Below are 18,215 nucleotides of genomic sequence, written 5' to 3'. Positions count from 1 at the left end.
CCGCCCTTTTTCTTTGCGGGCGACGCCGAGGCCTCTCGACAGGCGGAGGCGACGCGCCAAGATGGGTTCTGAAAAGAAACCATCCCGGGAGAGCGTTCGATGCCGATGAATCGTCAGTGGGTCCTGCGCCAGCGACCGCAGGGTCTGATCAAGGACGGCGACCTCGAACTGGTCGAGAGCGCGACGCCCGAGCTCAAGGACGGCGATATCCTCGTCCGCACCGTCTACCTCTCGCTGGACCCGACCAACCGCACCTGGATGAACGACGCCGTCGGCTATCTGCCGCCCGTGGGTCTGGGCGAGGTCATGCGCGGCCTGACGCTGGGCGTCGTCGAGGAATCGAAGTCGCAGAAATACAAGGTCGGCGATCTGGTCACCACGGCCATGGGCGGCTGGGCCGACTACGGCGTCGTGCCCGACAGCGGCGCCTCGCGGGTGCACCGGGCGCCCGGCCTGCCGCTGACCGCCAATATGTCTGTCATGGGCATGACCGGGATGACCGCATACTTCGGCGTTACTGATGTGCTGAAGCCCGAGCCGGGTCAGGTCATGGTCATCTCCGCCGCAGCCGGCGCGGTCGGCTCCATCGCCGGCCAGGTCGCCAAACAGCGCGGCGCCCATGTCATCGGCATCGCCGGCGGGCCCGACAAATGCCGCTGGCTGGTCGAGGAGCTCGGCTTCGACGCCGCCATCGACTACAAGAACGAGGATGTCGGTGAGGCGCTCGACCGTCTGGCCCCGAACGGCGTCGATCTGAATTTCGAGAACGTCGGCGGCGACATCATGGTGGCGGTGTGGAACCGGCTGAACCTGCACGCCCGCATGGCCGTCTGCGGCATGGTCTCGGCCTATAACGCCACCAAACGCCCGCCGTCGCCGGACCTCAGCCGCCTGATCACCCACCGGATGACGATGCAGGGCTTCCTGGTCATGGACTATTCGCCCCGCGCCAGGGAAATGGTCGCCGAGCTCGGCCCCTGGCTGGCCGAGGGCAAGGTGAAATGGAAGGTCCACGTCGACAACGGCCTCGAAGGCGCCTTGACCTCCCTGAACCGCTTGTTCACCGGAGACCACGACGGCAAGCTTCTGGTGCGCGTTTCGGAAGAGCCGGCCTAGGGATATTCACCATGAGCGAAAGCCTTCACCTCCATTTCGAGGATCTCGAAAACGGCCAGGTGCTCCAGCTCGGGGCCATCGCCGTCGACGAGGCGGGCGTGGAGGCTTTCGTCGAACGGTTCGCGCCGGGCTGGGACACCGCCTATGGCGCGCCCGACGCCATGGTCTATGCCCTGTGGTCTCGACTGGCGGCGGAAAAGGCCTCGGGCTGGGCCCAGACCAAGGTTCTGGCCGTCGACGGCCTTCGCTTCATGCGCAATCCGCCGCCGGGGGAGCTGCTGCGCGGCCGGATGACGGTCATGGGCAAGGACCCTGTCGGCGACGAAAAGGGCATCGTCATCGCCCAGCACGACCTTCTCGACGAGGGCGGCCGGCTGGTCTTCGGCTGCCTGACCCGGGCGCTTTTTGTGCGCCGCTGACGCCCACGAAAAAGCCCCGCCGGCGAACCGACGGGGCCAATCAGTCAATCGGGGGGCTGAAGTAGCGCGACCGCGCGATAGCCCCCAAGAAAGAAGCTTAAGTCGCTGCGCGACTTAAGCGTTGGCGGCGACCGGCATCTGGGCGGCGCGCTGGAAGGCCAGGGCGATCAGGCGGTCCCAGCCCAGCAGCGACACCAGATGGGCGTAGATCTGGCCCAGGGCGCCGTTGTCGCGCAGCTCGGCCAGCTTCTCGGCCGGCAGGGCCTTCAGCTTGTCTTCCGAGACGGCGAAATAGTCGGCCAGCTTCTGGGGCTCGCCCGGATTGCCGTTCTCGTCGCGCGGCGTGAAGACGGCCTCGCGGGTGTGGAACAGGTCCAGCTCGTTGAGCAGGGCGATGAAGCTGTCGGTGCGCTGACGCTCCTGTTCGAAATTGTTGCAGAACTCCATCGCCTGGGTGACGTACTGGCTCGGCTGGCCGTTCTCGAACAGGGGCACCTGCCCGCCTTCGGCGATGAAGGAGGCGTCGCGGTCGATGCACAGGATCATGCGGTTCTGGACTTCGTCATTGGCGAAGACGAACGGATAGCGGCGGGCGTAGGCCGGGATATAGGCCTCGGCCTTGAAGTCGCCGGCGGCGTCGACATACAGGTTTTCGCCCTGGCGCAGGCCCATGACGGCGACCGGCTGTTTGGTGTCGCCCAGGAAGACGACCGGATAGGACAGGGCCGCCGGAGCGAACTCGGTCACGGTCAGCGGCACGACGTGGGTCTGGGCCACGAAGGCATAGGGCTTGTCGACCGGGTTGGCGCCCAGGGTGCCGTGCATTTCGGCCGAGAGCGGCTCGGGCTTGTTGTAGAACAGGACGGTCCCGGCCAGCTGGCCTTCGGTTTGCAGGGTGTCGGTCATGGCCGGCAGGGTCTCTGAAATAACGGAAAGTCGCGCCTTCTAGCGGAACCCGGCGTCGGCGGCAAACGTGAGTATTGCAGATGGGGAAGGTGGAGAGGCTCCCGAAGCGCCACGATCCGGAGGGGGGCCAGATCAGCTTCGGGAGCCCCTCCGTCTCGTCGCGCGATAAAATCGCGCTCAAGCAGCGAGCCGCCGCGCGGCGAGTGTTAGCGCCTAAAACCTGTAAGCCACGCCGATGCGGAAATTGCGGCCCGGCATCGGGGCGATGTCCTTCAGGAAGGAGACGTGCTCGCGGGCTTCCTCGTCCGTCAGGTTCTTCGCCTCGGCGAAGACGGTGACGTTGCGGTCGGTCAGCGGACGCCAGGCGGCGGCCAGGTTGAGCAGGATGTACTCATCCGTCGGCAGCTCCAGATCGGCGACCCGGTCCTGTTCGGCGACGTGGCGCACCTCGACCGAGGCGTCGAACGGGGTCGAGGTCCAGGCCAGACGGCCGGTCACCGACCACGGCGGGATGCGGGCTGCCGGGCCCAGATCCGTCTCGGCGTGGACGTAGTCGGCCGAGCCTTCCAGCGCCAGTTTGCGCGTGCCCGAGGCCCACAGGTCGTACGAGCCCTCGGCCTCGAAGCCGTAGAAGGTCGCGTCGGTCTGGACGAATTGATAGACCGGGAATTCTTCGCCCTCGTCGGAGGTGAAGGTCGCGCCCGTCGGCCGCTCATCGATGAAGCCGTCGTATTTCGAGCCATAGACGTGCAGGTCGCCCGAGGCGCGGCCGGCGTCATAGTGGACCGTACCTTCCAGCGTATTGACCTTCTCGGTGTCGAGGGTCAGGTCGCCGGTCTCATAGGCGGCGGTGGCGATGTGCAGGCCGTCGGCGAACAGTTCGACCTCGGACGGCGCCCGCTCGTTGTGGGCCAGGCTCAGACCCAGGAACAGGCCGGGGGCCGGACGCAGGAAGCCGGCGATCGAGGCCGAGACATTGTCGAACTCGCGCTCCAGCTCGACCGTGTCGCCCAGCGGAACGGCCGAGACCGTATGGCGGTCGTAACGCAAGCCCCCCTCGAAGCCGAACTGGCCGAGGTCCAGGCGCTGGACGGTGTAGATCCCCGCCTCGTCGATGTCCGTGGTCGGGACGAAGGCTTCCTCGCCGATGGCCTCGAAGGTGCGCGACAGACCCTGGACGCCGATCGCACCGTTCCAGGTTCCGCCGCCCAGCGGACGGGCGCGCTGGACCAGATCCAGCCGGCCTTCCTGACCGTCGGAGTTGAAGATGGTGCCCGGCTCGTCGGGGCCTTCGAACTCGGTGTGGGTGTATTCGGCGTGGCCGTAGTTGGCGCGGACCGTCTTGAACGGGCCGGCGTCGAAATTGTACTCCCCGCGCACGTCCTCGCGCGTCTGGTGCAGCTGGATGAAGACGGTCGGCTCGGCGACGGTGCCGTATTCGCTGTCGGTGTCCTTGTAGGAGACGCCGAAATAGCCCTTGTCGGCGATATAGGCGCCGCCGAGGCCCCAGGCCTTCAGGTCGGTATAGGAGTTGGGCTGGGTTCCGCCCGGGCCGCGCGGCTCGCCGTCCTCGGCCGCCAGACGGGCTGAACGGGCGGGCGAGGGGATTTCATAGTCGTCGGTGGTGCGGCGCACCCCGTCGATGTTGAAGGCGAAATGGCCGGTCCCGGCCGTCAGGCGGGTGAAGATCGACTTGCCGTCATCGACGGTCGAGGCCTGGGTCGAGATCACGCCCGACAGGCCGCCTTCCGGAACCTCGGTCGGGATACGGCTGTCGAGGATGTTGACCACCCCGCCGATGGCCGAGCCGCCGTACATCAGGGTCGACGGGCCGCGCACCACCTCGATGCGATTGGCTTCGGCCGGGTCGGTGGCGACGGCGTGGTCGGGCGAGACCGAGGAGGCGTCGATCATGCCGATGCCGTTGGTCAGGACCTGGACGCGCGGGCCGGACAGGCCGCGGATCACCGGACGGCTGGCGCCGGGGGCGAAGCCGGTCGAGCGCAGGCCCGGCTGGCCGGCCAGCATGTCGCCCAGCGACTGGGCCGGGGCGGTGGCCAGGGCCTGTTCGTCCAGAACCTCGGTGGCGATGGTCGAGGCGCGCTGACTGACGCCATACGGCGAGGCGGTGACGACCACGTCGTCGACCGTGTCGGCCTGATCGGCAGGCTTTGCCGTCTGGGCGGAGGCGGCCCCGGCCAGGGCGGCCCAGCCGGTGAAGGCGAGCAGCAGGGCGCGGGTGGAACGGGCGGAGTTTTTACGCATAAGGGACCTCGGCGTCGGGGAGACGGCGAAGTGTTATGAGATAACATCACATACCGTCAAGTCCGTTCCGGTTGCGGCGCGGCCTTTCAGCCCTTAGCTGTGTCCCATGGCCAGCTCCTGCGACCACGAACACCATCACGACCGCCCCGGCGCCGAGGCCGTCGTGCGTGCCCTGGACGCCGCCGAGGGCCGTTGTGTCGCCGAGGGCGAGCGGATGACCGCGCCGCGTCGCCGGGTGCTGGAGCTGCTTCTGGCCGCCGGGGAACCGGTGAAGGCCTATGATCTGATCGCCCGCTATGGCGAGGACGGCCAGGCCGCCAAGCCCCCGACCGTCTATCGCGCGCTCGAGTTTCTGGAGCGCAAGGGGATGGCGCACCGCATCGCCTCCATCAGCGCCTATGTCGCCTGCACCGCCGGAAACGACGCCGAGGCGCTTCCGCACGCGGCGGCCTTCCTGATCTGCGACTGCTGCGGCGCCACCGAGGAAGTCCTCGCTCCCAGCGGCCAGACCTTCTCCCTCGCCGCCGACACCGCCGGCTACGCCATCGAACGCACCACGATCGAAGGCCACGGCCGCTGCCCCGCCTGCAGGGTCGCGGCATAAGGTCCCTGAGGCCAAAGAGAGGGTTCGGCCTTACTGGCCAATGTCGTCCCGGCTCCCTACCTTGAGGCCATGGACGCCGCCCTTCTGACCCCGCCCCGCCGCCTGTCCGTGCCGGTGAACAACCGCTGGGGCGCGGGCGAGATGTCGGTGATGGATTTCGGCGATCCGAAACGGCCGGTCGATCTGGTCTTCGTCCACGCCAACGGCTTCAACGCCGCCACCTATCGCACCCTGCTGGCCCCCCTGTCGGCCTCGCTCAGGATCTGGGCGCCCGATCTGCGCGGCCACGGCCGCACCACCCTGCCGACCCCCACGGCCGGCCGCTTCAGCTGGGCCGACCATCGTGATGACCTGACCGCCCTGATCGACGCCGTCGACGGGCCGCCGGTGGTGATGTCCGGCCATTCCATGGGCGGGACCTCCAGCCTGCTGGCCGCCGCCGAACGGCGCGATCAGGTCTCGGGCCTCGTCCTGTTCGATCCGGTGATCTGGACCCGCCCCTGGGTGGCGGCCTTCAAACTGCCGATCCTGCGCGGCCTGCCGCGCCGCATTCCGTTGGCCAAGGGGGCCCTGCGCCGCCGTCGGCTGTTCGACAGCCGCGAACTGGCCGTCGCCGCCTACCGCGGGCGCGGGGCCTTCAAGGGCTGGCCCGAGATGATGCTGGCCGACTATATCTCCGACGGCCTGATCGAGACCGATCAGGGCTTTACCCTGGCCTGTTCGCCGGAGTGGGAAGCGTCGAACTATGCCGCCCAGTCGCATGATCCCTGGCGCGCCGTCCGCCGTCTCGATCGCCCCGTGCGCATCCTCAAGGCCGAGACTCAATCAACCTGCCACATGCCGTCCGATCCCCGCCATCAGCTCACGGTCGAGACCGTGCCCGACAGCACGCACTTCTTCCCGATGCTGAAATCCGACATCGTCCGCGACGCCCTGTTCGACGCGGCGGTGTGACAGGATCCTCCCCTATCGGGGGAGGGGGGACATTTTCACCGCTCATCCCGGCGAATGCCGGAATCCAGATTCAGACGCCGTGTCGGCCGCAAGGATGCGGACGGCGCGAACCCTCGAACAGCCGATGTGACTCTGGATCCCGACTTTCGTCGGGATGAGCGGTGTCCGGGGATGCGAACCGATCGAGCGGAGCACGGGCGACCACGCCGAAACTCCCTTTAGAGCGGCCAGCGGCGACGCTGATCGTCAACGGTATCCGGGCGAGATCGCCCGTGCTCCGCCGCTTCCCTATCTCCTTGGCGCAGTGGCGCGCGAGGGCGATGACTCATGTCCCTCTCCCGCAGGGGGAGAAGGGCTCCCTAGTTAAACTCCGCTTCCAGATCCGCCAGACGCGCGGCCTGGTCCTCGGCGATCAGGGCGTTGAGCAGGGGGTCGATGTCCCCTTCCATGATCTGCGGCAGGCTGTGCAGGGTCAGGTTGATGCGGTGGTCGCTGACCCGTCCTTGCGGATAGTTGTAGGTGCGGATGCGTTCGGACCGGTCGCCCGAGCCGACCTGGGATTTGCGGGCGTCCGACCGGGCGTTGTCCTTGGCCTGACGCTGCATGTCGTACAGGCGAACGCGCAGGTTCTTCATAGCCTTGTCGCGGTTGACGTGCTGAGACTTCTCCGACGACGTCACCACGATCCCGGTCGGGAAGTGGGTGATGCGCACGGCCGAGTCGGTCTTGTTGACGTGCTGGCCGCCCGAGCCGGAAGCGCGGAAGGTGTCGATGCGGATGTCCTTGTCGTGGATCTCGATCTCGACGTCCTCGACCTCGGGCAGGACGGCGACCGTGGCGGCCGAGGTGTGGATGCGGCCTTGGGTCTCCGTCGCCGGAACGCGCTGGACGCGGTGGACGCCGCTCTCGAACTTCAGCCGGCCGAAGACGCCGTCGCCGGTGACGGTGGCGATGATTTCCTTGTAGCCCCCGGCGTCGCCCTCGGTCGCCGAGTCCAGCTCTACCCGCCAGCCGCGGCTCGAGGCATAGCGCGAATACATGCGGAACAGGTCGCCGGCGAAGATGGCGGCCTCGTCCCCACCGGTGCCAGCGCGGACTTCGAGCACGGCCGAGGCGTTCTCGTCGGCGTCGCGCGGGGCCAGCAGCAGGGCGACGTCGCGCTCCATCTCCGGCAGGCGGGCGTTCAGCGCCTCCAGCTCGTCGGCGGCCATGGCGGCCATTTCCGGATCCTCGGCCATCGCCGCGAGGTCCTCGATCTCGGACCGGACCTTTGCGAGCGCCTGAACGGCGTCGGCGACCGGCTTCATCTCGGCGTGTTCCCTGGACAGGCGCACGATCTCCTGACCGTCGGTGGCCGCACCCATGCGCGCCTCCACCTGATGGAAGCGATCGAGCACCTGATCGAGCCGGGCCTGGGGCAGTCGCAAGGGAGAGGTCGCCTGTTCTGAAGGAGGCGCGGTCTTACTCCGGGAGGCGTCGTCATGTCGAGGAATCGCGGTTCAGTGCGGCCGAACCGCGCGCTGGCGCAGTTGTGATCCGGCGTCACGATCCCGTCAGGGCCGGTTACCAATCCCGGCCCCACGCCTTAGGTCCGGTCGAGCTGTTCAGTCCGGAGACCTCCAATGTTCGATCGTCCGCCCGTGTCCGAAACCGCCAATGACGAGGCTCACGAGGCCGTTGAACGTCTCTGCGCCCTCTACGACCGCCTGCTTGAACAGGTCGGCGACGGCGGCCTGTCGGAGGCGGCCTCGGCCGAGCTGCGCGCCATGGCCGGCATCTACGACCTCGATCTCCAGCGGACGGACGCCGAGGTCTGGGCCGACCTCCGCGCCGTCCTGATCCGTCAGACGCCCCGCCCAAAGGCCGCCGAGACGACGGCGCCCGAGCCCCTGACCCTGTTGCTGGTGGAGGATGATCCCGAGACGGCGGCCGACCTGACCCTGGCTCTGGTCGAGGCGGGCCACAGCGTCGTCGGCCCGTTCCAGAACGCCGAGGCGGCCGAGGCCGCGGCGGCGCTCCACCTCGTCGACCTGGCCCTGCTGGATATTAACCTGACCGGCGAAACCACGGGCATCGACCTGGCCCGCGCGCTCAAGGACCGTTGGGGCCTGCCGTCCCTCTTCCTGACCGGCGACATCGGCGCCGCGGCCCGGCACGCCGATCTGGCTGAGGCCCTGGTGCTCAAACCCTATACCGGCGCCCAGGTGCTGGAGGCGATCACCCGGGTGACGACCCACTAGCGCTGGGCCATTCCGGGAGGCGGGAGAAATACTCGCCTCCGCAGCTAGGATTTGTCGCTTTACCGACTTCGACGCCCATCCGAGAACAACGGCACATCCTCGTCCCGCTTCCGCCGGAGCCCGCCCGATCCATGCAAGACTTCCTGCTCTTCCTCGCGGTCGGCTTCCTGGCGCAATGCGTCGACGGGGCCCTGGGCATGGCCTATGGCGTGATTTCCTCGACCGTGCTGCTGGCCTTCGGCGTGCCGCCCGCAACGGCCTCGGCCAGCGTCCATGCCGCCGAGGTCTTCACCACGGCGGCCTCGGCCGGGTCGCATGCCGCGAACAAGAATGTGAACTGGAAGCTGTTCGTCCCGCTCGCGGCCGGGGGTGTGGTCGGCGGCATTCTCGGCGCCTTCGTCCTGACCACGGTGAATGGCGATGTCCTCAAGCCGTGGATCACCGCCTATCTGTCGATCATGGGTCTGGTCATCATCTGGAGGGCCACCAGGAAAACGCGTGAGCGCGTGTTTCCGGTGAAGTTCTCCGCCCCCCTGGGTCTGGTCGGCGGCTTCTTCGACGCCATCGGCGGGGGCGGCTGGGGGCCTACCGTGACCACGACCATGGTCGGCTCGGGGCAGGACCCGCGCATCTCGATCGGCACCACCAACACCGCCGAATTCTTCGTCACCGCCGCCATTTCGGCGACCTTCCTTGCCGCCTTGCTGACCGGTCACTGGGAACAGGCCGAGGGCATCGCCAGCCACGCCACCGCCGTCGCCGGCCTGATCGTCGGCGGCCTGATCGCCGCCCCCCTGGCCGGGGTCATCGCTCGCATCGCCCCCCGTCAGGTCCTGACATACGGCGTCGGCGCGGTCGTGCTTCTGTCCGCGGGCTATCAGGCCCTGCGGCTGTTCAAGGTGATCTAGGTCTATTCCGCCGCGACGCGGGCGGTGGCCTCCGCCGCCCGGGCGGCATCCAGTTCGGCGGCCTTGGCCTCGACCATCTGGACGATCTCATCGACCATCCTCGCATTGTCGAGTTTGTGGGCGATCTTGCCGTTCAGATAGACCATGCCCGAGCCCTTGCCGCCGCCGGTGAAGCCGACGTCGGTGTAGAGGGCCTCGCCCGGACCGTTGACCACGCAGCCGATGATCGACAGCGACATGGCGGTCGAGATGTGGGCCAGCTTCTCTTCTAGCACGCCCACCGTCTCGATGACGTTGAAGCCCTGACGGGCGCAGGACGGGCAGGCGATGATGTTGACGCCCCGGTGGCGCAGGCCCAGCGACTTGAGGATGTCGAAGCCGACCTTGATCTCCTCGACCGGATCGGCGGCCAGCGAGACCCGGATTGTGTCGCCGATCCCGGCCCAGAGCATATTGCCCATGCCGATCGACGACTTGATCGTGCCGGTCCGCAACGGCCCCGCCTCGGTCACGCCGAGGTGCAGCGGACAGTCGATGGCCTCGGCCAGCTGCTGATAGGCGGCGACGGTCAGGAAGGGGTCCGACGCCTTCACCGAGATCTTGAACTCGTGGAAATCGTTGTCCTGCAGGATGCGGGCGTGGTTGAGCGCGCTCTCGACCATGGCGTCGGGGCAGGGCTCCCCGTATTTCTCGAGCAGCTCCTTCTCCAGCGAGCCGGCGTTGACGCCGATACGCATGGAACAGCCGTTGTCGCGGGCGGCCTGGATGACGTCCCGGACCCGCTGGGCGTTGCCGATATTGCCCGGGTTGATGCGCAGGCAGGCGGCGCCGGCCTCGGCCGCCTCGATGCCGCGCTTGTAGTGGAAGTGGATGTCCGCGACCAAAGGCACCTTGGCGGCCCTGGCGATGGTTCTTAACGCCGCGGTCGAATCCTCGTCGGGACAGGAGACGCGGACGATGTCGGCGCCGGCTTCTTCCAGTTCGCGGATCTGACCGATGGTCGCATTGGCGTCCGAGGTCAGGGTGTTGGTCATCGACTGGACGCTGATGGGCGCATCGCCGCCCACGGCGACGGACCCCACCATGATCTGGCGGCTCTTGCGGCGCTCGATGTGGCGCCAGGGACGGATATGCGAATGGTCGCTCATGTCAGACGCAAGATAGGCGCTTCATCGTGGCATGGCCATGACGGCCCGCCACTTTGAATGCGCCTTATTGAGGCGCGACCGCCGCGTTGAAGCCCTGCTGGGCCTGGACGGCGTTGGCCTGGATCACCTGCCCCGCCTGGGCGGCGGTCCGGGCGGCGGCCTGATCGGCGGTGCGCTGGGCGGCGGCGGCCTGGGCGGCGACCTCGGAGGCGGTCTGACGGGCCAGCTGTTCGGCGCGCTGGTTCAGCTGGGCCAGCGGGGTCAGGACGGTGGACAGACCGCCCCCATGCTCGCCGTTCAGATAGACGTCGAAGGCGGTCGGGTCGGAGACGTCGACCGTGGCGGCGACGCCCGTCGGGGCGCGCCAGCTTTCGCCGGCGGCCAGCTGGCGGGCGAACAGGACGCGGCCGTCGCTCATGCGGACAACAAGGGCGGCGGCCTTCTTGGCCTGCAGCACGACCTGGGAGGCGGTGGCGGCCGCGCCATAGATGGCGCCGCGCGGATTGAAGGCGGCCTGCACCGGCGTCGCCCGGGCGGCGGCGGCGGCCGCGACGGCTTCGAGGTCGGTCGGGTCGATGCCGGTCAGCTGGGCCTCGAGGCCGGGCGTGACATAGAGGGCGGGCGTGGTCTGGTCCGGCGGGGCCGGGTGGGGCGCGCCGATGCTGACGGGGTGCTGGCCGGGCACGTCGCCCAGGGTCCAGCTCTCGGGCACGGAGGCGATGTCCGACGGCTGCGGCGCGCGCAGCATGTTGACGCGCTGGAAGACGTTCCAGCCGACCACGGCGACGGCGATCGCGGCCACGGCGGCGATGACGCGCGGCGAATAGCGACGCACGTCCTGGAAGGCGACGCCGACCGGCGCCTGCAGCGGCACCGAACCGTCCGGGCTTTCGCGCTTGAAGCGTTCGACGGCCAGCTGCTCGTCCAGGCCCAGGGCCTCGGCATAGGCGCGGACATAGCCGATGGCGAAGACGCGCGACGGCAGGGCCGAGAAGTCGCCCTCTTCCAGAGCGATCAGATAGCGGGTGTGGACGCGGGTGACGACCGACAGCTCGGCCAGCGAACGGCCCGAGGCCTCGCGGGTGGCGCGCAGCCCGGCGCCCAGAGTCGCGGCGTCGACGATGGAGGGCACAGGGTCCTTCCAGTCCGGATGTGACCGAAACTCATCGGGGACATTCCCCGTATCCAGCGCCATGAAGGCTGACCCCATACTCGGCGCGTCGTACCCCGGAACTGCGGGATGCCGATCATGCGCCGTACTCGACCAAGACGCGAACGATACCACATTGGCTTCGTCGCTCTGAGCTCCCCCCGGAGATCGTTTTTCGTCGGTGTCTGGATATCGCATTTCAGCCGGTCATTCAACGCTCTGTTAAGCATGACGGCGGCTCGCCCGGGAGGTGTGGCGCGCTCTCCTCAGAAGCGAATTGGAGGAGGGTGCACCAGGACGGGACGCGTCAGACCACGACGTTCAACTTTCGCGCCAGACTTTCGATCTCGTTACGGATCGATCCGGCGGAGCTGCCCAGAAGGCTGGCCATACCCCGTTTGGCGGCGGTCAGATCGGCGGACAGAATCATCCGCTTGACCGGCCCCACGCCCCCCGCCGGCGCCGACAGTCGGGTAAAGCCCAGCGTCAACAAGGCGAAGGCTTCCAGAGGGCGGCCGGCCAATTCTCCGCACACGGACACCGGCGTGCCGGTGTCGGCGCAGGCCTTCTGGATCGACTGCAGGGCCCTGAGCGCCGGGGGCGACAGGGGGTCGTACCGGTCCGAGACCAGCGGATTGGTCCGGTCGGCGGCGTACATGTACTGGAACAGGTCGTTGGACCCGACCGAGACGAAGTCCGTCAGGGGCAGGAGCGCGTCGAGGTGCCAGAGCACCGAGGGGCATTCGATCATCGCCCCGACGCGCAGCAGGGCGGGCAGGGGGCGACCGCGACGCCGCGCCCAGTCGCATTCCACATCGACCAGTTCGCGCGCGGCGCGGAACTCGTCGACGGTGGCGATCATCGGGAACATGACACGCAGCTCGCGCCCGGCTCCGGCGGCCAGAAGCGCGCGCAGCTGCAGCCGCAGCAGGGACGGCCGGTCCAGCCCCAGGCGGATGGCGCGACGGCCCAGAGCCGGATTCTCCTCCCGCTCGGTCGTCTCCATGTAGGGCAGGACCTTGTCGCCGCCGATGTCGAGGGTGCGGAAGGTCACGGGCCGATCGCCGGCGGCGTCCAGCACCAGCTTGTAGAGGGCCGTCTGGCTGTCCAGACGCGGCAGCTCCTCGGAGACCATGAACTGGAATTCGGTGCGGAACAGGCCGATGCCCTCGGCGCCCGTCTCGTCTAGGTTTTCCAGATCGACGGCCAGACCGGCGTTGGTCAGGAGCGAGATGCGGGTTCCATCGGCTGTGACGGCCGGAACGTCTCGAAGCTTGGCGAACTCGGCCTGACGCTGATCGCGGACGGCCATGCGCGACTGGACCGAATCCAGCATGTCGGGCCGGGGCCGCAGATGGGCCTCGCCGGTCTCGCCGTCGACGATGACGAGGTCGCCCTCGCTCAGCCGGTCGCGCAGCCCCATCAGACGGCCGACGCAGGGGATGCCCAGCGCCCGGGCGACGATGGCCGCGTGGCTGGCCGCCGAGCCCTCTTCCAGCAAGAGGCCCTTCAGGGTCTCGCGCGGATATTCCAGCAGGTCGGCGGGCCCCAGGTTGCGGGCCACCAGAATGGCGTCGTCGGGCAGTTCGCGCTGACCCGGATTGTCGCCGGCCAGGACCCGCAACAGCCGGTTGGCCAGGTCCTCGAAATCGTGCAGCCGTTCCTTGATATAGGGGTCGCGGGCCTTGGCGAAGCGGGCGCGGTGCTCGTTGCGGACGCGGTCGACGGCGGCCTCGGCCGTCAGGCCCGAACGCACGGCCTCGACCAGCGACCGGTTCCAGCCCCGGTCGTCGGCGAACATCCGGTAGGTTTCCAGAACCTCGAACGACTGGCCGGCCAGCTTGCCCTGACCCCCCTCTAGCATTCTGTCGATACCGGACTTCAGGTCGGCGAGGCCGAGATTGAGCTTCATCTCCTCAAGCACGGGGTCGGATGACAGCAGCTTCTCGGGCGCCAGCGGCGCCTCGTGCAGGATGACGTGACCGAAGGCCAGGCCGTCGGCGAATTTCTGGCCCTTCAGCCGTTCGGGGCGGTGCGGGGCGACCTCGACGTCGCGCAGCTCTTCCTGACCCAGCAGTTCGCCCGAGGCCACCGTCTCGGCCAGGACCATGGCGATGGTCTGGATGTCCTCGACCTCGTCGGGGTCGTAGCGGCGCTCGGCGCGGTTCTGGACGACCAGAACCCCGATGGCCCGACCGCCGCGCAGCAGGGGCGCGCCGAGGAAGGCGTGATAGGGGTCTTCGCCCGTTTCCGGACGATAGGCGAAGCTGGGATGCGACGGGGCGTCCGACAGGCTGATCGGCTGGGCCATGCGCGCCACCTCGCCGACCAGACCCTCGCCGGGCCTCAGACGGGTGTTGTGCACGGCCTCGCGGTTCAGACCTTCGGTGGCGAACAGCTCCAGCTCGCCCGAGGCGCGGCGCAGATAGATCGAACAGACCTCGGCGACCATCGACTGGGCGATGGTGCGCACGACGCGATCGAGCCGCTCCTGGGCCGGAGCCGCACCGGCCATGGCCTCACGGATCTGGCGCAGGAGGTTGCGTGGCCCCCTCGTCGTCAATCCGCCGCCTATTGGCATTCAGCCTCCCGTCCCAGACTTCCCAGATAGGGAGCTACTGTGACGCTATCTATAGCGCATCCAGTCCGTATGCCGAATGAAGTGCACGAACCGCGAGTTCCGCATAGGCGTCCTCGATCAGGACACTGATCTTGATCTCGGAGGTGGAGATGGCCTGGAACTTCACGCCCTTGTCGGCGAGGGCCCGGAACATGGTCTGGGCGACGCCCGCATGGCTGCGCATCCCAACCCCGATGACCGAGACCTTGGCCACGTCGGCGTCGACGCGGATCTCTTCAAATTTGATCTCGTCCTTGGCGGCGGTCATCAGCTCCTCGGCCCGGACGGCGTCGCGACGGCCCGTGGTGAAGGTCAGATTGACCCCGCCGGCGGTGCGGGCCTGGGACTGGACGATCATGTCCACATTGACGTTGGCCTCGGCCAGGCGGGTGAAGACGTCCGCCGGGGCGTCGGTGCGGTCCGCGAGGCCCAGCAGGGTGATGCGCGCCTCGTCGCGGCTGACGGTCACGCCCGAAACGATGCGCTTTTCCACGATGTCTTCCTCGTCACAGATCAGGGTGCCGGCTCCCACCGGCAGGTTTCCGTTTTCGTCGGGTTCGACGAAGCTCGACAGGACCCGCACGGGGACCTGTTTGGCCATGGCCAGTTCGACCGACCGGGTTTGCAGCACCTTGGCGCCGAGCGACGCCATTTCCAGCATCTCTTCGTATGAGACGCGGTTCAGCTTGGTGGCCTTCTTCTCGATGCGCGGGTCGGTCGTATAGACGCCGTCCACGTCGGTGTAGATGTCGCACGGGCATTCCAGCGCCGCCGCCACCGCCACCGCCGAGGTGTCCGAGCCGCCGCGGCCCAGGGTGGTGATCCGGCCGCCGGCCGTCACGCCCTGGAAGCCCGGGATCACGGCGATCTCGCCCAGGTCCATGGCGGCGCCCAGCACCTCGCCCGGCACGTCTTCGATGCGGGCGCGGCCGTGGGCGTCGTCGGTGATGATCGGGATCTGCCAGCCCATCCAGCTGCGGGCGTTGTGACCCATGTTGCGCAGGGTCAGGGCCAGCAGGCCGGCGGTGACCTGTTCGCCCGAGGCGACCACGACGTCGTATTCGTCGTCGGACAAGGGCAGGCCCTGCGCGGCCGGACCCGCGCCGTCGGTCCAGGCGACCAGCTCATTGGTCTTGCCGGCCATGGCCGAGACGACCACGGCGACCTGTTTGCCCGATTTGACCTCGGCGGCGACGATGCGCGCGGCGCGGCGGATCCGCTCCAGGTCGCCCATGGAGGTGCCGCCGAATTTCATCACCAGCCGCGAGGCGGGCGTCGAAGCGTCGGGTATTGTGGTCTCGGGCCGCGTCATCCTGGCGGTCACCCCCATCTTGCGTGAAATCGTCCGGCGGTTCATGCCACCGGGATGGCCGCTTCTAACGACACCGGAACCCTCGTGAAACCCCAAAGCGGCGCGGCTTTTTCTGGCGCCGACGATCAGGTGGCCTCCGGCGCATCGATCGATCCGGCCGACGTCGCGCGGTTCTCGGCCCAGGCGGCGCTGTGGTGGGACGCGCGCGGTCCCTTCGCGCCGCTGCACAAATTCAACCCCAGCCGCCTGGCCTTCGTGCGCGACCGGGTCGCCGAGCGCTTCGGTCGCAATGCGCGCGAGCGGGCGCCGTTCAAGGGACTGAGCCTGATCGACATCGGCTGCGGCGGCGGTCTGCTGTCCGAGCCGATGAGCCGGATGGGGTTCGACGTCACCGCCATCGACGCCTCGTCCGAGAACATCGGCACCGCCCGCGCCCATGCGGAGCCGCAGGGCCTGCCCATCCGCTATCGCGCCGCGACGGTCGAGCAGATGGAAGCGGCCATGAACGCGGGGGGCGCGGGGCCGTTCGACGTCGTCCTGACCATGGAGGTGATCGAGCATGTCGCCGATCCGGAGGCCTTCGTCCGCGCCTGTTCGCGGCTGGTGGCGCCCGGCGGGATGATGATCGTCGCCACCCTGAACCGCAGCCTGAAGGGGCTGTTGCTCGGCAAGATCGCGGCCGAATATGTTCTGCGCTGGGTGCCCGCCGGGACCCACGACTGGCGCCAGTTCCTCAGGCCCGACGAGATCCGGCGCATGCTGTCCGAGGAGCCCGTGGCCGTCACCGGTCCCTATGGCCTCGCCTACGACCTGTTGACGGACCGCTGGGCCGAGAGTGACGATACGGACATCAACTATATGATGATCGCGACCCGAGACTGAGACCCGACATGCCGCTGGACCTGCCGCCCGCCCCGCCCGCCTATATCCAGACTGCGCCGGCTCGCCCGACTGCGCCGGAGGCCGCGCCGCCGTCGCTGGCCGGCGCCGTCGGCGTCTGTGTGCGCTGGGAAGCCGATCCCATCCATGTCGCCGAAGTGGTTGTCGTCATTCCCTCGGGCAACGCCACCCTGGACACCGCCATCGTGCCTACCGTCAAGGCGGCCGCCTGGCCGAAGCCTGCGGGAGACACGGGCGGATGGACAGGCCGATTTGTCGCCATCGGCGTGCCGGTCCCGGCGGGCCCGCAGCCGACATGCGAGAAGCTGCCAAACCACGCACGGCCCTGACGGCGGATATCGCGGGCAAGCTTACCGCGATTTCATCTACCTTGCTGTGATGTAACGGGATTCTGCGAGCGGGCGGTGGAATGACTGGGGTATCGAAACCCCGGAGCCACTCCATGAAACGCCTTCTGATCCTCGCCGCCGCAGCCGCCGTCGCCCTGTCGACCTCGGCCTGCGTCACCGTCATCGACGCCACCGACGACGGCGACCTCGCCTGGCACGGCGAGAACGCCCAGCCCTTCGACGCCGCCCGCGACCAGTGCCGCGCCGAGACCCGTCACGGCCAGCATTCCGACGCCTTCCGCGACTGTATGGCCGGCAAGGGCTGGACCCGCAGCTAGTCCTGGAGCCTGCGGATCATGTAGCGGGCGTCGGAGCCGTAGCTGGCAAGTTTGGTCCGGACGGCGGCGTTCTCGCGCACTTCAAAGCCCTGCTTCGTCCAGAACCCGACCGCGTCATTGACCGCGACGAGCGCGATGGCGGGCCAGCCCCTCGACCGGGCCTGGTCCGCCAGTTGCTCCACGATGGCCCGCGTCGCCCCGCCGCCCCGCGCGTCCGGCCGCAGGGCGAGGTCGTGCAGATAGATGACCTCGGCGTCCGCCGGGATGGCGTCGATCAGACTGTTCACCGGCGGCGCGCTGTCGATCCGCCACGGATAGCTGACGGCATAGCCCATCGGCTCGCCATCCCCGTCCGCCAGCACGAAACAGCCCTGGGCCGCGAGCGCCAGCCGGTTGGCGAACATCGGCCGACCCTCGAAATGGTCGGGGAAGCTGACGAAGGCGATGGCGGCGACGGCGTCGAGATCGCTCTCGGTCATCGGCCGCCATGCAAATGTGGTCAGGTCGGGCATCGGGTGTTGAGGTCGGCCTTGCGGTAGGACCAGCTCATGGACTGGATCGGGGACTGGTCGCGGTCGTCCATATGGCCCTCGATGCGGGCGTTGAGAACATCGCCCACCCTTTCGTAGATGACCCGCTGCGGGAAATCGTGCCCGGCGTTCTCGAACACCACCCGGGTTCCGCTTGCTTCCCTCGCCGCGAAGGCGACCGGCGGGGCGCCGTTGACGCCAGCGAAATAGGAGACGTTTCCGCCGGCGGGCGTTTGGGGCGAAATCCGGCTGGTTTCGAACCCGGTCAGCTTGCCGCCCTCGAGGGTCAGGGCCGTGCCCAGCATCAGACCGCCGCGCGCATCGCTCCAGGTCTCCGACACCTCCCGCCCGCCGTCGCAGGATAGCCAGTAGCCGCTCATCCACGACAGCTGGTCGGCGGTGACGGGGGTGGATTGGAGGACGAGGGCGGCGGCGAAGGTCGAGAGGATCATGTCGGTCTCCAGCGAAGGTTCGGC

At 68.3% G+C, this 18,215-nt stretch carries 18 protein-coding genes; 9 read left to right on the top strand and 9 right to left on the bottom strand.

Going from position 1 to position 18,215, the window contains the following annotated elements:
- Positions 1–99: 99 nt before the first annotated feature.
- Positions 100–1,116 carry an NADP-dependent oxidoreductase gene (locus tag IFJ75_RS15860; protein ID WP_207869301.1) on the top strand — a complete coding sequence of 339 codons (1,017 nt, stop codon included), beginning with the start codon at positions 100–102 and terminating at the stop codon, positions 1,114–1,116.
- A gap of 11 nt (positions 1,117–1,127) precedes the next feature.
- A complete protein-coding gene (locus IFJ75_RS15855; RefSeq protein ID WP_207869299.1) occupies positions 1,128–1,535 on the top strand; it encodes a hotdog family protein in 408 nt (135 codons plus the stop codon).
- Between the two features lie 114 nt (positions 1,536–1,649).
- Here the strand turns inward: IFJ75_RS15855 and IFJ75_RS15850 are convergent, their stop codons facing one another.
- Positions 1,650–2,441 carry a SapC family protein gene (locus IFJ75_RS15850; RefSeq protein ID WP_207869297.1) on the bottom strand — a complete coding sequence of 264 codons (792 nt, stop codon included), beginning with the start codon at positions 2,439–2,441 and terminating at the stop codon, positions 1,650–1,652.
- A gap of 213 nt (positions 2,442–2,654) precedes the next feature.
- Positions 2,655–4,706: a TonB-dependent receptor gene (locus IFJ75_RS15845; protein ID WP_207869295.1), complete on the bottom strand. Its 2,052-nt coding sequence runs from the start codon at positions 4,704–4,706 to the stop codon at positions 2,655–2,657.
- A gap of 106 nt (positions 4,707–4,812) precedes the next feature.
- On the opposite strand from IFJ75_RS15845, the gene IFJ75_RS15840 reads away from it, so the two are divergent.
- On the top strand, positions 4,813–5,310 hold the full coding sequence (locus tag IFJ75_RS15840) for a Fur family transcriptional regulator (protein WP_207869293.1): 498 nt from the start codon (positions 4,813–4,815) through the stop codon (positions 5,308–5,310).
- 69 nt (positions 5,311–5,379) lie between these two features.
- On the top strand, positions 5,380–6,264 hold the full coding sequence (locus IFJ75_RS15835) for an alpha/beta fold hydrolase (RefSeq protein ID WP_207869292.1): 885 nt from the start codon (positions 5,380–5,382) through the stop codon (positions 6,262–6,264).
- Between the two features lie 359 nt (positions 6,265–6,623).
- On the opposite strand, the gene prfA is transcribed toward IFJ75_RS15835, so the two are convergent.
- On the bottom strand, positions 6,624–7,691 hold the full coding sequence (gene prfA / locus IFJ75_RS15830) for a peptide chain release factor 1 (protein ID WP_207869290.1): 1,068 nt from the start codon (positions 7,689–7,691) through the stop codon (positions 6,624–6,626).
- A 195-nt stretch (positions 7,692–7,886) separates the two neighbouring features.
- Between prfA and IFJ75_RS15825 the strand changes: the two genes are divergently transcribed.
- Both IFJ75_RS15825 and IFJ75_RS15820 read left to right on the top strand, forming a co-directional pair.
- A complete protein-coding gene (locus IFJ75_RS15825; RefSeq protein ID WP_207869288.1) occupies positions 7,887–8,504 on the top strand; it encodes a response regulator in 618 nt (205 codons plus the stop codon).
- 131 nt (positions 8,505–8,635) lie between these two features.
- Positions 8,636–9,412, top strand: a complete 777-nt coding sequence (locus IFJ75_RS15820) for a sulfite exporter TauE/SafE family protein (RefSeq protein ID WP_207869286.1) — start codon at positions 8,636–8,638, stop codon at positions 9,410–9,412.
- Between the two features lie 2 nt (positions 9,413–9,414).
- On the opposite strand, the gene ispG is transcribed toward IFJ75_RS15820, so the two are convergent.
- The 4 genes from ispG to IFJ75_RS15800 all read right to left on the bottom strand — a co-directional run bounded on the left by ispG (position 9,415) and on the right by IFJ75_RS15800 (position 15,642).
- Positions 9,415–10,560, bottom strand: a complete 1,146-nt coding sequence (ispG, locus tag IFJ75_RS15815; protein WP_207869284.1) for a flavodoxin-dependent (E)-4-hydroxy-3-methylbut-2-enyl-diphosphate synthase — start codon at positions 10,558–10,560, stop codon at positions 9,415–9,417.
- 64 nt (positions 10,561–10,624) lie between these two features.
- A complete protein-coding gene (locus IFJ75_RS15810) occupies positions 10,625–11,770 on the bottom strand; it encodes a helix-turn-helix domain-containing protein (protein ID WP_207869283.1) in 1,146 nt (381 codons plus the stop codon).
- Between the two features lie 247 nt (positions 11,771–12,017).
- Positions 12,018–14,225 (bottom strand): phosphoenolpyruvate--protein phosphotransferase, encoded by a 2,208-nt coding sequence (gene ptsP / locus IFJ75_RS15805; protein ID WP_404822104.1) that lies wholly within the window; start codon positions 14,223–14,225, stop codon positions 12,018–12,020.
- Positions 14,226–14,340: 115 nt separating this feature from the next.
- Complete coding sequence (locus tag IFJ75_RS15800) at positions 14,341–15,642, bottom strand: aspartate kinase (RefSeq protein ID WP_207932643.1); 1,302 nt, start codon at positions 15,640–15,642, stop codon at positions 14,341–14,343.
- Positions 15,643–15,696: 54 nt separating this feature from the next.
- Between IFJ75_RS15800 and ubiG the strand changes: the two genes are divergently transcribed.
- From ubiG to IFJ75_RS15785, 3 genes are all read left to right on the top strand, one after another.
- Positions 15,697–16,524, top strand: coding sequence for a bifunctional 2-polyprenyl-6-hydroxyphenol methylase/3-demethylubiquinol 3-O-methyltransferase UbiG (ubiG, locus tag IFJ75_RS15795; protein WP_207869280.1), 828 nt, complete (start codon positions 15,697–15,699; stop codon positions 16,522–16,524).
- An 8-nt stretch (positions 16,525–16,532) separates the two neighbouring features.
- Positions 16,533–16,871, top strand: a complete 339-nt coding sequence (locus IFJ75_RS15790; RefSeq protein ID WP_207869278.1) for a hypothetical protein — start codon at positions 16,533–16,535, stop codon at positions 16,869–16,871.
- 113 nt (positions 16,872–16,984) lie between these two features.
- Entirely contained in the window at positions 16,985–17,209 is a 225-nt protein-coding gene (locus IFJ75_RS15785; RefSeq protein WP_207869276.1) for a hypothetical protein, read from the top strand.
- On the opposite strand, the gene IFJ75_RS15780 is transcribed toward IFJ75_RS15785, so the two are convergent.
- Both IFJ75_RS15780 and IFJ75_RS15775 read right to left on the bottom strand, forming a co-directional pair.
- Positions 17,206–17,721, bottom strand: coding sequence for a GNAT family N-acetyltransferase (locus tag IFJ75_RS15780; RefSeq protein WP_225896862.1), 516 nt, complete (start codon positions 17,719–17,721; stop codon positions 17,206–17,208). The two genes, IFJ75_RS15785 and IFJ75_RS15780, sit on opposite strands and share 4 nt — an antisense overlap.
- Complete coding sequence (locus IFJ75_RS15775) at positions 17,709–18,191, bottom strand: DUF6265 family protein (protein WP_207869274.1); 483 nt, start codon at positions 18,189–18,191, stop codon at positions 17,709–17,711. Before IFJ75_RS15775 ends, IFJ75_RS15780 begins: the two co-directional genes overlap by 13 nt.
- Positions 18,192–18,215 lie beyond the last annotated feature (24 nt).

It is taken from the genome of Brevundimonas goettingensis (assembly GCF_017487405.1).
Taxonomy (GTDB): domain Bacteria; phylum Pseudomonadota; class Alphaproteobacteria; order Caulobacterales; family Caulobacteraceae; genus Brevundimonas; species Brevundimonas goettingensis.
This window is presented reverse-complemented; position numbering and strand designations above follow the sequence as displayed.